The organism is Mesorhizobium sp. M0522 (assembly GCF_040321085.1).
In the GTDB taxonomy this organism is placed as follows: Bacteria; Pseudomonadota; Alphaproteobacteria; order Rhizobiales; family Rhizobiaceae; genus Mesorhizobium.
This window is the reverse complement of record NZ_JAMYQW010000040.1, coordinates 1-14,293: the sequence shown is the minus strand read 5'-3', so window position 1 is coordinate 14,293 and position 14,293 is coordinate 1. Positions and strand designations below refer to the sequence as shown.

At 59.9% G+C, this 14,293-nt stretch carries 16 protein-coding genes and 1 pseudogene; 7 read left to right on the top strand and 10 right to left on the bottom strand.

Annotated elements, in window-relative coordinates:
- The first annotated feature begins 687 nt into the window (after positions 1-687).
- On the top strand, positions 688-1,905 hold the full coding sequence (locus tag NKI58_RS29600) for an OmpP1/FadL family transporter (protein WP_352594577.1): 1,218 nt from the start codon (positions 688-690) through the stop codon (positions 1,903-1,905).
- Positions 1,906-2,250: 345 nt separating this feature from the next.
- Here NKI58_RS29600 and NKI58_RS29595 read toward each other — a convergent pair whose 3' ends face one another.
- Entirely contained in the window at positions 2,251-2,526 is a 276-nt protein-coding gene (locus tag NKI58_RS29595; protein ID WP_352594575.1) for a hypothetical protein, read from the bottom strand.
- A 122-nt stretch (positions 2,527-2,648) separates the two neighbouring features.
- The gene (locus NKI58_RS29590; RefSeq protein ID WP_352594574.1) at positions 2,649-2,933 is read right to left on the bottom strand and encodes a hypothetical protein; all 285 of its coding nucleotides are present in this window, start codon (positions 2,931-2,933) and stop codon (positions 2,649-2,651) included.
- 155 nt (positions 2,934-3,088) lie between these two features.
- Here NKI58_RS29590 and NKI58_RS29585 point away from each other — a divergent pair, with 155 nt between their 5' ends.
- Together NKI58_RS29585 and NKI58_RS29580 are read left to right on the top strand one after the other, a co-directional pair.
- Complete coding sequence (locus tag NKI58_RS29585; RefSeq protein WP_352594572.1) at positions 3,089-3,331, top strand: hypothetical protein; 243 nt, start codon at positions 3,089-3,091, stop codon at positions 3,329-3,331.
- A 68-nt stretch (positions 3,332-3,399) separates the two neighbouring features.
- Positions 3,400-3,903, top strand: a complete 504-nt coding sequence (locus NKI58_RS29580) for a recombinase family protein (protein WP_502898412.1) — start codon at positions 3,400-3,402, stop codon at positions 3,901-3,903.
- Positions 3,904-4,091: 188 nt separating this feature from the next.
- Here NKI58_RS29580 and NKI58_RS29575 read toward each other — a convergent pair whose 3' ends face one another.
- From NKI58_RS29575 to NKI58_RS29550, 6 genes are read right to left on the bottom strand one after another with little or no spacing between them, the layout of a single operon-like run.
- On the bottom strand, positions 4,092-5,240 hold the full coding sequence (locus NKI58_RS29575) for a response regulator (protein ID WP_352594571.1): 1,149 nt from the start codon (positions 5,238-5,240) through the stop codon (positions 4,092-4,094).
- 12 nt (positions 5,241-5,252) lie between these two features.
- Positions 5,253-5,618, bottom strand: a complete 366-nt coding sequence (locus tag NKI58_RS29570; RefSeq protein ID WP_352594569.1) for a response regulator — start codon at positions 5,616-5,618, stop codon at positions 5,253-5,255.
- Positions 5,615-7,723, bottom strand: a complete 2,109-nt coding sequence (locus tag NKI58_RS29565; RefSeq protein WP_352854118.1) for a sensor histidine kinase — start codon at positions 7,721-7,723, stop codon at positions 5,615-5,617. The genes NKI58_RS29570 and NKI58_RS29565 overlap by 4 nt, the downstream gene beginning before the upstream one ends.
- Positions 7,689-8,276 (bottom strand): SCO family protein, encoded by a 588-nt coding sequence (locus NKI58_RS29560; RefSeq protein WP_352854116.1) that lies wholly within the window; start codon positions 8,274-8,276, stop codon positions 7,689-7,691. The genes NKI58_RS29565 and NKI58_RS29560 overlap by 35 nt, the downstream gene beginning before the upstream one ends.
- On the bottom strand, positions 8,273-9,382 hold the full coding sequence (locus NKI58_RS29555; RefSeq protein WP_352594565.1) for an ABC transporter substrate-binding protein: 1,110 nt from the start codon (positions 9,380-9,382) through the stop codon (positions 8,273-8,275). The genes NKI58_RS29560 and NKI58_RS29555 overlap by 4 nt, the downstream gene beginning before the upstream one ends.
- 32 nt (positions 9,383-9,414) lie before the next feature.
- On the bottom strand, positions 9,415-10,419 hold the full coding sequence (locus NKI58_RS29550; RefSeq protein ID WP_352594563.1) for an ABC transporter substrate-binding protein: 1,005 nt from the start codon (positions 10,417-10,419) through the stop codon (positions 9,415-9,417).
- Positions 10,420-11,119: 700 nt separating this feature from the next.
- Here NKI58_RS29550 and NKI58_RS29545 point away from each other — a divergent pair.
- Positions 11,120-11,569, top strand: coding sequence for a GNAT family N-acetyltransferase (locus NKI58_RS29545; RefSeq protein ID WP_352854114.1), 450 nt, complete (start codon positions 11,120-11,122; stop codon positions 11,567-11,569).
- A 346-nt stretch (positions 11,570-11,915) separates the two neighbouring features.
- Here the strand turns inward: NKI58_RS29545 and NKI58_RS29540 are convergent, their stop codons facing one another.
- Positions 11,916-12,182, bottom strand: coding sequence for a YjiS-like domain-containing protein (locus tag NKI58_RS29540; protein WP_352828142.1), 267 nt, complete (start codon positions 12,180-12,182; stop codon positions 11,916-11,918).
- A 167-nt stretch (positions 12,183-12,349) separates the two neighbouring features.
- Positions 12,350-12,511: a hypothetical protein gene (locus tag NKI58_RS29535; RefSeq protein WP_167522729.1), complete on the bottom strand. Its 162-nt coding sequence runs from the start codon at positions 12,509-12,511 to the stop codon at positions 12,350-12,352.
- A 224-nt stretch (positions 12,512-12,735) separates the two neighbouring features.
- On the opposite strand from NKI58_RS29535, the gene NKI58_RS29530 reads away from it, so the two are divergent.
- The 3 genes and pseudogenes from NKI58_RS29530 to NKI58_RS29520 all read left to right on the top strand — a co-directional run.
- On the top strand, positions 12,736-13,407 hold the full coding sequence (locus NKI58_RS29530) for a Crp/Fnr family transcriptional regulator (protein WP_029356805.1): 672 nt from the start codon (positions 12,736-12,738) through the stop codon (positions 13,405-13,407).
- A 224-nt stretch (positions 13,408-13,631) separates the two neighbouring features.
- A complete protein-coding gene (locus NKI58_RS29525) occupies positions 13,632-13,877 on the top strand; it encodes a hypothetical protein (RefSeq protein WP_352594028.1) in 246 nt (81 codons plus the stop codon).
- A gap of 105 nt (positions 13,878-13,982) precedes the next feature.
- Positions 13,983-14,293, top strand: a pseudogene (locus NKI58_RS29520) (IS110 family transposase); the annotation flags it as partial.

Genomic DNA, 14,293 nt, shown 5'->3' with positions numbered 1-14,293 from the left:
TTGGAATGGCGTTTGGCCGGGTCGATGTAGTACCGCTCACCCTACGCTCTTGCGATTCTGAGGGAACGGCTCGCTCCGGGTCAATTCACGGCCATGACCCCAAGCGGACGCTCATTCGCCCAGGCGAGGTCGTGGAGGCGCCATTTCAGGCCGCTGGCGCCGTTGATCAGGATGGCCACCCCGCATCAAAAGCGCACGTACCGATTTACCAGTTGCTCCGCTTTTCGCGTTCAAATGCACAGCTTTTGGTCTCCTGCCGTTCTCTTAGGGGATGGCCGGGGAGGTTTTTCAGGCAAAGATGACTTCGGCGAACTCTCATCAGTTGGTGGCTCTGTGGCCGATGTGTCACACAGCAAGACGCAATGCCGGTTCGGGTCAAAAAGCAATTGATTGGTACGCAATGATAATTCACCTTCATATCAAGGTGGGCTTGGCTGGATGATGCAGAGGGGGACCTCTGAATGCGCCTGAGCCATTTTGTCCGTGACGGTTTGGCAAGTAGGGCACCTAGATTTGCTCTCATTCCATCATTGACGTGCCAGAAGTGCTGGCCGCCTGCCGTCGACACCAACAACAGCTTCCGATCTTCTACTTCTTCTGACTTGACACTGCCGTCGCCTCGATGCGCCGGCGGCCATCGAGAGTAGCGAGATGCGCTCAATACCCTTTGTTTCGACGATAGTGGCGATGGTAGCGGAGGTCGCGACAGCGGAGGCCGGGGGCTTTGCGGTCCGCGAGCAATCCGCCTACGGACAGGGCTCGAGCTTTGCCGGCATGGCAGCGCCGGGCGATTCGATCAGCTCGATGTTCTGGAATCCGGCGGCGGTGACCACGGTGACCAATCCGACCATCGAGGGCAATCTGACAGCCATTTTCCCGCGCTCGGAGCTTGATGTCGACCCCACGCGTTCAACGCTTACGGCGTTGGGCATTACAGGCAATGGCGGCAACGTTGGCGAGACCGGCATCGTGCCGGCGGGCTATTTTGCAGTGCCGGTCACCGACGAGTTCTATATCGGCTTGAGCGTCACCGCGCCCTATGGCCTCGCTACGACTTCGCACGCGCCATGGGTCGGGATGTTCAGCCATCTCGACGCGAAGGTGGTGTCGGTCAACGCGACTCCGGTGCTCGGCTTCAAGCTCAATGACATGATCAGCGTCGGCATCGGCATGCAGATCGAGTATTTCGACGTCGACATCGAAACGGCGCTCGCACCGACCGCCACGCCGCCACGGCAACAGCTTAAGGGCGATGACGTCAATGCCGGTTTCGTTGCCGGCGTGACGTTGACGCCTTTCGACGGCACTACCATCGGCATCGGCTACCGTTCGATGGTCAAGCATTCGCTGAACGGCAGCCAGTCCTTCGGCATCCCCGTCGTTACGCCGATCGGCACGATACCCGCGGGAACCTATCCGGTCTCCGCCGACATCACGCTACCTGAAACTGTATCGATCGGCGTGCGTCAGCGCATCAACGACGCTTTCACGGTCATGGCCGGCATGGAGTGGGCCAATTGGAGCCGCATTCAGACCGTGCCGTTCGGCGGTTCGCCGGCCCGCACGAGCTTGGCACTCGATTTCGACGATGGATGGTTCTTCTCGCTCGGTGGCGAGTACAAATACAATCCCAATTGGACGTTCCGGGCCGGTCTCGGCTATGAGATCGCACCAACCACGGACGAGCACCGCTCCATGCGCCTGCCGGATGCAGACCGCGTCTGGGCCAGCATTGGCGCGAGCTACAACTGGAACGAGCGGCTTTCGATCAACGCCGCCTATACACACCTCTTCGTAGACGATGCGCCGGTCGACGAAACGACGGCAAACATTCGTTATGCCGGTGCGGCCGACGGCCGCGTCGACATCATCTCGCTCGGCGTGCGTTACAAATTCGGCGGATAGGAGTTCAATCCCTTGGCGCGCAGTTCGGCAGGGCTGCAGGAACAAGGTCCGCGCCGTCCTTTGATGGCAGCCTCGGCCTTCAGGCGCTTGCAGGCAGCCTCCGCGAGCCTTCAGAAAAATACCTTTGGCTCACCGCCGGAGGAGTCGATCAAGTCCAAGAACTTCCGGCAAGGTAATAGCTAGCTGAACTCCGCGACGCGCAGTTGTCGCTCAAGCCATTTGGCGAGCATTGGGAAGCGATCGACCATCTGCATCGGGACATAAAGCGGGCGCTCAATCTGCTTAACAATAGGCCGGCGGACTACGAGGAGCCGCATTTCGCGCCCATGTCGCGAGGGTGAAGAACTAGCCTATCAGTTTAGTGAAGTCGTGGCGCCGCGCGCGAACATGTGCCAGCAAATTCGTTTCGTTTACGACCCCTGATTGAAAGAGATTCAGCGTGGTCGAGGCCAGAATCTGACCATCTATCGGGGTGCTGTACCATTTGGCGTCGGCGGTTACCTGGTCGACAACCCGCTGGCAGATCGCCCGATCTTTAGGTCTAAGGAACTGACTGTTCAGTGCTCGTAGCATCTCGACGCCTTGAAACGGGGAGTCACCTGTCTCCCGCGCGATACCCATGCGTGGTCTCCGAGCATGGACCCTAAACGCATTCAGGCAGAAAATTGCCATTCGTTTGAGTGGTACCGATGTCGCGTGGATAAGCGGCGGTCCGCGAGCTAATCCACCATGTCGCGCAGCGGCTACTTGCGCTTTGGCGTCCTGTACTTCTCGACCAGCCTGACCTTGTCGATGTCGATCGTCACCAGCGGTCCCAGATCGACGGTCACCCTGCCGCCTTCCTCGTCTATGCGCGTGATCTGTCCGGTAAGCTCGATCTGCTGCCCCTTCTTCACCTTGGTATGATCGATGATCGAATGCGGAAAGCTATAGCTCGGGATGGAAACGCTGACGTGGTCCTCAGTGATCCGTCTGCGGACTGTGGCTGTGATCGCCACCACGTCACCAATACCTATGCCCCGCGCCATTCCATGAGTCTGGTGCGCTCGGCGCCTTACTCAAGATATTGCTAATTATGGATGAGCCCGCTTCCTCCAATCGATGGATGAAACCGATCGTGGGCCGGTGCTACTTTGATGCATCTCGCGACTTACCCGACAAGAGTTGGCTCCAGGGGCAAAATATGAGCAAGGCGACTCTCATTGCTATCGCAATCCTCGCGATCAGTGTCGGCTGTGCCGAAGCCAAGGACCGTAAGGTCGAAACCGCGACGCTCGGCACGTACGCCAATTCGAAGAACCTGCCGGTTTGTACCGCGTCAAGCTCACTCTTCGAAGTCCTCGGTGATAAATGTTTTCTCGTCACAGGTTCGATGATCTATGGCGACATCGCCGAACTCTCCCGGACAATCACTTTGAGTTGGTAGCAACAACCTCCCAGCGCGGCCTCCATTCTCCGGTATGAAGTTGCGTCGCAGGGGCTGCCTTCGCCCAGATGTCGACCCAGTCTTGGAAGATAGACCGCATCAGTCGTCTACCTTTGCCTGAAGCTGAAAAGCTGATCGAAACAATTCGGAATAAGGGTGCTCGTTTTGCCGTACCTGGTGTGGTGGATCTTAGCGACATCGCGGCCAGCGCCGACGGCGTCGCCAAGATCGTGCTCGAGTCCATTCAGGAAATGTTGCTGAAGCTCGCCCTGCAAATGGCTCGAGACGACTTCGAGGATCGCCGAGAACGCCAGAGGCAAGGCATCGAATTGGCAAAGGCGGGCGGGAAATATGCTGGACGCCAAGCTGACCTGGTGACACACGAACGCATTATTGTCTTCCGGTCTGGCGGCAACAGTATCAGCAGGACGGCGAAGCTGACCGGCTGCAGCGAAGCGCAGGTGAAGCGCGTCTGGGCTCGACATCAGAAGGAAAGCGGGAAGCAGGAAATGTTGTCGCAAAAGTTGAGTTCTGCGACTGTGCAAAAGTCCCATGCAAAACCGTTGCCTTGATCGGGAGTTTTCGCGACTAGGGAAGGTCGCGAGAGGTGGTTTTCTTCCGTAGCTCCCTCGATCGGAACGAGAAAAAAGCGCCAATTGCTGCCGTTCGCTTGCTGCCGACGAACGACCGCTTTCCACACCGGTCATTTCATGCCGTCGCTCGGTTCGCCCGCGGGTCACTCATTGGGCTGCGTTCATCACTAACTTGACCGGCCAAGCCACCGGACAACTTCGTAAGCCAGCATAGGGCGGCGAAACCCCTTCAGCCTCAGTTCGCCAACTGGAACGGATTCGACCAATGATTCAACGGCACCAAGAACCCGTTGGCTGACGAGAATCTGGCGAGACTTGGCCTCCTCGCACAATCGAGCCGCATGATTCGACACAGTGCCAATCACCGCATAGTCCGCGCGCTGATCGAAACCGATCCGCCCTATGGTGGCGTGGCCCCGGGCGATACCGATTCCGAAGCCAAGCAAGTAGTCCCGTTTGCGCCATCGCTCTGAATGCTCGTCAATTGCGTCACGCATCGCCGCAGCCATTGAGACAGCCCTCTCGGTGTGATCGGCACAGGGCAGCGGATCATTGAAAACAACAACGATACCGTCGCCCACGAACCGCTCCAAAGTCCCCTCGTGACGGACGATTTGTTTGCCGAGACAGGAATGGTACTCGCCAAGGACCATCATTACCTCCTCGGGCTCGGCAGTCTCGGCGAAGGCTGTAAAGCCGCGCAAGTCGCAGAAAACGACGGTCACCTCGCGACGGTGGCTTTGAAGAAGCGCGTCTCCATTGCCTGCCGCAACGACAAGGTCGGCGACCTGCGCGGGAAGAAAGCGTCGGAGCCGGCCGATTCGCTCGATCTCCGTAACCTGCTCCGCCACTGTTTGTTCAAGAGAGCGATTCCATGCAGCCAATTGCGCTGCCTGATCCTCGAGGAGCCGCGTCTGGCTCTCCACGGTATCGTATAGCGCCTTCTGGCGCAGCATCGAGCGTACGCGCGCCATTAGTGCCCTGTGCTCGAACGGCTTGGTTAGATAGTCATCGCCGCCGGCATCCAACCCCTCGACCACATCTCGTGTATCGGCTTTTGCGGTCACAAGGATAACGGGGATCGATCGCAGGGAAACGTCTGCCTTAAGCGTGCGCACGACGCTTATCCCGTCGAGCTTCGGCATCATGATGTCGAGGAGGATCAGGTCCGGCTTGAGGCTGCGCACCATGGCAAGCCCCTCTTCGCCGTCCGCTGCAGTCACCACTTCGTAGCCATTCGCCTCGAGGCGCATGCGCAGGATTTCGAGATTTTCCGGCGTGTCGTCGACGGCGAGAATGCGAGGCGGATCGTGCAAGGCCCTGTCTCCTCAGGAAAGCAACTCCCGGATCTTGGCAAGCAGCTGGCGCGGACTGAATGGCTTGGCAATGTAGCCATCGCACCCTGCAGCAAGGGCCTTCGCCTCGTCGCCTGACAATGCGTAGGAGGTGACGGCGATTATCGGAATGTGCCGGAGCGCCGGGTCAGCCTTTATGCGGTTGGCAGCTTCATACCCGTCGATCACCGGAAGCTGAATATCCATCAGGATCAGGTCCGGCTTTTGCGCTGCGGCGGCAGCGACGCCGGCAGCACCGTCCGCGGCCTCGATCAGTTCGTATTCGGTGGTCGCGATGAGATCGCGCACGATCTGCCGGTTGTCCTCGGTGTCTTCCACCATCAGGATTCTCTTCCTCATGCTGCCTTCACATCCTCTCCCGCTCGGATCGGTATCTTCATGCGGAATGTCGAGCCTGAACCCGGCACGGACACGACGCTTATGGTTCCACCATGCATTTCGACGATACGCTTCGAAATCGCCAGGCCGAGACCCGTGCCACCCTTCTGCCTGGTGCTGCTGTTGTCGACCTGTTGGAATTCATCGAAAATGAGCGCCTGGTCTGTGGGTGCAATGCCGGGACCCGTGTCGCGTACGATTATCTCGAAGTGGCCGTCGACCGCGTCGGCAAGGATGTCGATCGCGCCCCTCTCCGTGAACTTGACGGCATTGCCGGCAAGGTTGAGCAGGACTTGGGTCAGGCGGCGTTCGTCCCCGCGGCCCAGCGGAAGGTTTTCGGCGACGGTCACAGCGAGCGAAAGCCCTTTTGAACGCGCCAGCGGCTCCACAGCTGTAACGGTCGATCGAACAATTTGCCCAACGGAATAATCCTCGAGCGCCAGCGTGAGCTGACCCGCTTCGATCTTTGAAAGATCGAGCACGTCGTTGATGAGCCCCAAGAGATGACGGCCGTTTGCTTGCACGCGCGCCACGGTTGCCTTTGCTTTGTCCGGGAGCTCCCCGTAAATCCCGTCGACCAAAAGTTCGGTAAAGCCCAGAACCGAATTGAGCGGCGTCCTCAGCTCGTGGCTCATATTCGCGAGGAACTGAGACTTATGGCGGCTGGCCGCCTCTAGCTCCCGGCCTTTTTCTTCGATCTCGCGGAACAGCTTCGCGTTTTGAATGGCGAGCACCGATTGGGCTGCAAAGGTTTCCATCAGATGGACGATTTGCTGGTCGAATTCACCTGGGTTGCGTCGCCTGACGACGAGCGCGCCGACGATCTTGTTCGGCCTGAGCAGCGGAACCACCAGGACGCCGCGATATCCGGCGTCGAGGACGATCTTCTGAGCGGGAGAGGGCGTTCCTTCGCTGAGATCGGGTACCTGGACAGGCGCACGGCGCCGTGCGGCGTCGCCAATCCCGGGATCGTTCAGCCCGATGGCCTGGTCGGAAATCGCGGCAATGAGCTCATCGCCCATCCCATAAGTCGCGCGTGAGCGGAATTGTTGTCTGGTGCTGCTGAACACATAGATAGTGCCCGCATCCGTGTCCGAGAGTTGAACCGCCTTCGCCACGATCGTCTGTAGCACCGTGTCGAGATCGAGCGTCGAATTGACCGCCTTGCTGACTTCCCCGAGCGCCTCCAGTTCGCCGACTGATCGCGCAAGCTCGGCCGTGCGCGCCTGCACCTCTTGATATAGCTGCCCCAGCTGCTCGGACGTCTGGTTGACATTGCCGGCAAGCACTCCGAGCTCGTCCCGATTGACGACGGCAACCTGCTGCGCAAAGTCGCCGGCTGCTATCTGGCGCAGACGCGTCTCAATCTTCTTGACCGGCTCGATCAACGACCAGGAGATGATGTAGCCAAGCGCCAGCGCCAGCAGAATGCTACCCACCGCAAAGGAGACCACGATCAGCCGGGAGGTGCCGTACGCCCCCTTGGTCGTTTCGATGGCGGTCACCATGTCGGCTTCGGCGATGTTGACCAACTGGTTCGTCAGCCGTTCGAGGCGCTCGGCCAATGGCATGATCTCAGTTTGCTGAACCTTGCGCGCCTCGTCCGTGCGGCCGGCGCGGATGAGCTCCACGACCTGTGTCACCCCCGCCGTAAACCGGTCGTACTCTTGCCGGACCTGGCCGAGCACTGCCGCCTCACTTTCGGCCACGAACTCCATGCGGTCGAGGTCGTAGCCAAACTGGCTGAGCTGGCGCAGCGCTGCATCCAGCATCCGGTCGTCCTGAAGCAAGAGCGCGGTAGAGATGCTGTAGAGTTGGTTCGTCGTGTCGTGCTGAACCTGGCGGTAGGCTGCGATCCGGCGCTGCAGCTTGATCAACTCATTTGTTTGATCGTTGATCCCGCTCAACACCTGCAACCCGACGGCCCCGAGCACGATCAGCAGGCCGACGATCGACAGAAAGGCGATCAGCAGCTTGGTCTGCACGCGCGCCGGCAGCCGCGCAACCCAGCCCACCAGCCGGTTTGTGATGTTATTTGGATTCGTCCAAGAGGCTGAGAAGGTCACCCCGGAACTCCTCCAAGTCGAACCGGACGCCGAGATACTGTACGCGCAAGGTGCCGGTCGGGTCTATGAGCGACGTCAGGAATGTGTGATCGACGTCTCCTTTCGCCACCTTCCTCGCGAAGATGCCGTACTTGCGTCCGACCTCACGGATGGTTGTCGGATCGCCTGTGAGAAACGCCCAACCGTCCAGATCAGCGCCGAAGTCCTGTGCATATTGCTTCAGCACTTCGGGCGTATCGTGCTCCGGATCGACGGTGATCGAAACGAAGGCAACACTGGGCCCGAACGCAGAACCTAGCTTGTCCTGCACGTGCGCCATGTTGGCGGTCAGCATCGGGCAGAGGTCGGGACAATAAGTATAGATGAAGGTGACGGCGACCACCTTGCCGCGAAAGTCGTGGAGCGACACGGGCGCTCCATCCTGCGACGTCAGCGTAAAATCGGGGGCCGGTCCGATCCTCGGCAGGCGCTGGTCGTGCGGCGCGTCGTGCGCGTGCGCTGGCCAGGGAACAAGCAGCGCCAACAGCAGAGCGCCGGCCAGCCACCTGCTCATATCTTCAACTCGCGCTTCAGTTCGTTGAGGAAACGCCAGTCGGTGCCTTGGGCCAGGAGCTTCTGGGGGGCGCTCTTGAGCATCCCGACCTCGTGTAGGCGCAGGGCGTAGAAGCGCAGGGTGTCCTCCGCGCTATACTCGCGCCACTGACCGTAGGGGATCTCCTTCATGACCTGGACGGCAAGGTCGTAGCGCTTAGTAAAGCCCTGGTCCAACAGGAACTGCGCGGACTGCTCGGGCTCGCTGGCGCAGAAATCCGCCGCTTTCAAGATGGCGCGGAGGGCGCGTTTGGTGGCCACCGGATTCGTGCGGACGAACTCCCGGTTCCCAGCCAGCATGCAGCAGAAGTATTGCGACCAGGGCCGGTCCACGGTGCTGCTAATGACCACATGGCCGATCTGCTGCTCCCGCATCTCCTGCGGTTCGGGGGGAAAGCCTAGGTAGGCATCGATCTTCCCCTCACTTAGGAGCCGGATGGACTCGGATCCCGGATGCGTGACGAAGTGTATGTCCTTGTGGAGGTCCAGGCCCACATACGCCGTCATAGTGGCGAGAAAGACGTATCGGCTGGAATCCAGCGCCGGCACGGCCACGGTCTTCCCCTTGAGGTCGCGAATCGCCTGGACGCGATCGGTCCCGAACAGCTCAAAGCAGCCGACGTGGAGTCCTGCCAGGATGACGATGGGATCCCCCGCCTCCAGGCGGAGAAGGAGCGGGGCGGCGAAATGGTTATTGAGGTCGGCTTCACCGGAGGCGAGGGCCGTCTCGATATCTGCGGTCCCCTCTTTTTGGAGGTAAGTGACCTCGGTGAACCCTTCGCTGCGCAGCAGTTCTTCGGCTACATACTGGGGGGCCTGACAGATGCTGGGAATCCGGACGAGCCGGATCCGCGTCGTCTCAGGCGGTGGCTCCGCAGCGGCGGCTCGCCTGGGGTGCCACCCCAGTAGCCCCGCTGTCCCCGCCAGCGTTATCCCACGCAGGAACCTCCGTCGGCTGAATCGTCCGGGGTATAGGGTATGCATGGGAACCTCCCTTCCAAATGCTGGCCAGTGTGACACCGAGAACGCTGACCGGTGGACAAGCCCGAGCGTCGGCCATGCCAGCATGGCGAGCTCCAGGCCATATATTTACTAGTTGCTCACGTCTTCAACTCGCGCTTCAGCTCGTTGAGGAAGCGCCAGTCCGTGCCCTCGGCGATGATCGTCTGTGGGCTTGACTTGATCATGCTGGCTTCATGTAGGCGCAGGGCGTAAAACCGTACGGTGTCCTCGGGCTCGTATTCGCGCCACTTGCCATAAGGCACGTCATTCATCGTCTGCAGGGCATAGTCATAGTTGGCGGTGAACCCGTTATCGACGATCTGTTGCGCGACGCGCCGTGGCTCGGTGAAACAAAGGTCCGCCGCTCTGAGAATGGCGCGCAATACGCGCTTGGTGGCAGCCGGATTGTTCCGAACGAACTCCGCATTGCCCGCCAGCATGCAGCAGAAGTACTGCGACCAGGGACGATCGATAGCACTATTTACGACCACACGGCCGATGTTGCGGGCGCGCAGCTCCTGAGGCTCGGGCGGAAAGCCGAGGAACGCATCGACCTTTCCTTCTACGAAAAGCTCCATGGGCTTTGCGGAGGGACTGGAGACCCAGCTGATGTCCTTGTCGGGATCGAGCCCGACATAAGCTGCCATGCTGGTCACGAACACATGCGGGGTTGATCCCAGTCCTTGTATGCCGACACTCTTGCCCTTCAGGTCTGTGATGCTGCGGATATTCTCTTTTCCGAAGAGTTCAAAGCAACCGGGGTGCACGCCCGCCAGCACCGTGATCGGATCTCCGGCATCGATCGCAAGGGCGAGTGGTGCGGCGAAATTCAGACTGAAATCCACCTCGCCGCGCGCGATCTTCTCCGATTGCCCGACGCCTGCTTCCGCTGCCACATAACGGACGTCGGTGAAGCCCTCTGCCCGCAGCAGTTCCTCTGCTACGTACTGCGGCGCAATGCAGATGCCACTGATCTTTGCAAGGCGGATGGAGGTGGTCTCAGGCGGGGGCTCGGCCCGGGCGCTTGTCGCTCTGCCGAGAAGGCGCGCGAGACCAGCTGCCGCAGCGCCGGCTAAGAAATGGCGGCGATTCTGGATCTGCATCGGATGCTGCTCTCCCACAAGCTGCAAACAGATTGCAGTCGGAACGAACAAAAGAGGTTCCGGCAGAAGCGGATAGTCTCGTGAGCGCGCCGAGTAGTCAAAGCGCGCCCAGTCCAGATGTGGGAGTCTTGCGCTCTCAGTCGCCGGACCAGGAATGTCCCAACCAGCGATAAGCAAATATACTCCTGATTTGCGTTTGGAGCGAGGGTAAAGCTCAATCGCTGCCAAAACACAACCTAGAGCAGCGGGGCCCGTTTTGGGTCCACATTCTACCTGAGCCACGCGAACACAGATCGCCACATCGGCTGCCCCGCAGCCTCCGACACCCGAACGTCCGCCGTACTCTTTTTCGGACCTTCGACAGCGTGTCGACGATCGTCTGCATCGGATCATGGGTTTGAATTCGACCGCCGTCGAACGAACTTCTGTTTTGGCTGTGGAATGTTGCCCTTCGCCTCGTCAATTGGAACGAGCAAGTTGCGCCATGTTCAGACATTCGCGGTGCTTCTCCAGAGCGGACGTTAGACTAGCTCATCGGTAGGAGTCGACCTGCGGACCATGCCTGATGGTAGGTGTAAGGGAACGGCGTGACCCCCATGCGATGAAGCGGCGGTAGGCCGCCGCTCCGAATTTGAGCGGCCCGTCCGGCAACGCTATAATTGACCGGCAGGGGACGTTATCGATGACGCAAATCAGAGCGATGACTGAGCAGGACGTGCCGTCGGTATCGCTGCTCATTGGAGAGTCTTGGCGCAGGAAGTACTCGCCAATCATGGGTGCCGAGACCGCGGCCCGCATTTCGGATGAAGATCACACGCTGCAGCGGATTGCGGCGGAACTGACAGACACCAACAAAATGTCGTTCGTGGCAGAACGGCCAGACGGCTCGATTGCCGGCTACGCGATGGCTAAGATGAATGAAGCCGGCGACGTCGTGCTTGACCGGCTCCACATCGATCAAAGCGAGTACGGCACCGGGCTAGCCGCTAATATATTGCACGCTGTCTTTGCCGCCCATTCCGGCATCCCGAGCATCGCACTCGAAGTGCTCGAGGGAAACGACCGGTCAATGGCCTTTTACTGCAAACATGGTTCGAAGTGGTCGATCGCAGGGCCGCGTCGCACGGTGCAGAAGGCCATGCATCGTTGATTATGCGCAATCTGCTATCTCGCGCCTAGTCGGAACTCGCGCATCGAACAGTACATCACGTCTTCCGTCCCCAGCGCACCGGCGGCCTCCCCGCTCGCAATCCAAATAGACGTCTTTCAGCTGTTTGATTAGCATGTCAGCGTGAGCGAACGCGAGGTCCTGAGCGTCAGAAGCCGACAATGAAGCCGGACTGATTGCGATCAGCACGGTGCCGAGCGTCACAGGCGCGAGGACTTAACAACTGACATGATCATTTTGAGATCCTCCCCAGCTCCCGTCGGTCAACATTCAGTCCTTGGGGTTGCAGGTGTAGTGCCGTTCGAAGGTCCCGTCCGCGCGCCGCTGCTTATCGAAGCCGCGATGTAAGGCTCGATCGCGCGCTCGTGGACCAGCCAAAGGGGATCTCGGCCGAGGCGTAGCCACTGCCGGCGGCCAACCGTTTCGGGATCGAGGCCGAAGCGATCCTGGTGCGCTCGATCGTCGTGCCGGCCGCGCCTGCCTCCGCATGACGGTTGGCGCGGCTTCGCAAATCGCACATGATTTCGTCACGTGAGATGCCGATGTCGCCAAGGACGTCATCGGGTAAACGGCTCAACTGGTCCGTTGCCGACAAGCGAGCTTTTCGCTCGGCGCGGAGGCGTAACCACCTGCGAAATGGACCAATGGCGGCAGCATGAATTATAACCATGATCAGATCGTCCCTTCATTGATCTGAATTGACCGGTACGGAACGGCGCGAACGGCACTCCCGGCGAGAGCGTCAGCCGTCCGCGAGGCAAATTAGGCGTAGTGGTCGATGGATTGGTTTTGCCGCGGCGTGCCCATACGGCGGGCGGTGGCTGGCCCCGGGCCACGCATGTAATAAAGCTCCGGGCGGTAGCGCGGCGCGACGAATTTGCGAAACCCCGCAGCAAGTTTTGTGACGGGAGCCAAGAATTTCATGACTGTTCCCTTTCCCTTCGCCGGCTTGCACACGAGCCGGCGGGCCTGACGTTGCAACAAGGATATGACAGTCGAACCAGGCTCGGCTGTGGGAATTCCCACACCGGGGAAAACATTGGCGAAATCCGCTCCCAGTTTGCATCCCGGAAAGCGGGGCCCGCGGCCATCAAATTTCCTTGGATAGGGAGTAAGGTGAAGTGCACTTGATTGAACAAGAGACCGTTGTGACAGGCTCTCTGGCCTTCATCTCAAGACTTTGCGATGCCGACCTCGCCGCGCTGACCAAACGGTGGCACGAGCGCAGCTATCGACACAACGAGCTAATCATTTCCCACGGCGACACTGGTCGCGATGTCTTCTTCCTGCTGGAAGGACGGGCTCGCGTGACACTGGTTTCAGCGGACGGCAGGGAGATAGCGTATCGCGATGTCGAACCGGGTGACATTTTCGGGGAGCTCGGAGGCATTGACGGGATTGCACGCTCTGCCAGCGTAGTCGCGCTGGAGGCAACCCGCGCTGCACGGCTGTCCGGCACAGCATTCCGGGATATCGTGATGACCCACCCGACTTTTGCCTGGATGCTGCTTGAGCATCTGTCTGCCCAGCTCCGGCGCATGACCGAGCGGGTATTCGAATACAGCACTCTGGTCGTGCGAAAACGGCTGATCGTCGAGCTCCTGCATCGGGCGGAGAAAGCCGCACTCGTGGACGGCGAGGTGTCCATAAGCCCGGCACCGACGCATTCCGAGCTGGCGGCAACGATGAGCACGCACAGGGAAGCGGTCTCGCGCGAAATGAGCGACCTCGCCAAGAGAGGCCTGATCGAAAAGCGCGGCAGCAGGTTATTGCTGCATGACGTCTCGGCACTACGGGCGCTGGTCGACAAGAAGGAATAGCGAAGGCTGTCGCTGCGGCGGGGGGCACCGCACGTTTCATACTCCTCGGCCGCAAGTGATTATTCCTTCCGGCAAACCGGGCAACCTAGCGTGCCAGCGCGCGGGTCGGGCTTTGATCGCTTCACCCCTTGCAAGAATCATGACTCGGCTTCTTGATGCGGGCGCGGAACGTTATCCCCAGCCTGCTTGCAGACTTACAAGGGCGGATCGAAGGGTGAAGCCGCATGGACGTTAAATACCAAATCTTCGTCAGCTCGACCTATGCCGATTTGGTGGACGATGCACGCATGGGTCGCGGCCACGTCCCGACCCTACAGTGGCAGGCCGGCGTCTTCATAGCCATCCATGAAATGTTGTCGATCGGCCTCGTGCCGGAACGGTTGTGTGCTTGCCCAGTGCTGTATCGAGAAATCCGGATTGGAGGCGAGGAATTGCCTTGCTTCCTCCCTGGCCTCTTCCATATGCCCTAGACGTCATGTTCCGAGGCGGAGAACGGTGGCCCGCCCTTTCGTGCGATTAAAAGACGAGGGTTGCTCGGATGGGCCGAGCCGATCCTCACGCACGGAGAGCGAGCCATGGGAGAGTATAGCGAAGCATTTGTCGCGTTTGATGTAGCCAAGAAGAAGCACGCGGTTGCGATCGCGGAGGGCGGCCGCACCGGCGAGGTCCGGTTCGTCGGCGAGGTCGAGAATAGTCCGGCGGCGATAGAGCGGACGATCAAGAAGCTGGGAAGAAAGTATGATCGACTGCACGTCTGCTTCGAGGCTGGGCCGACGGGTTATGGGTTGTGCCGGCAGGTCCGCGATCTTGGTCACGACTGCATGGTGGTTGCGCCGGCCCTGATCCCGAAGCGGCCGGGCGAGCGCGTCAAGACCAACCGGCGGGA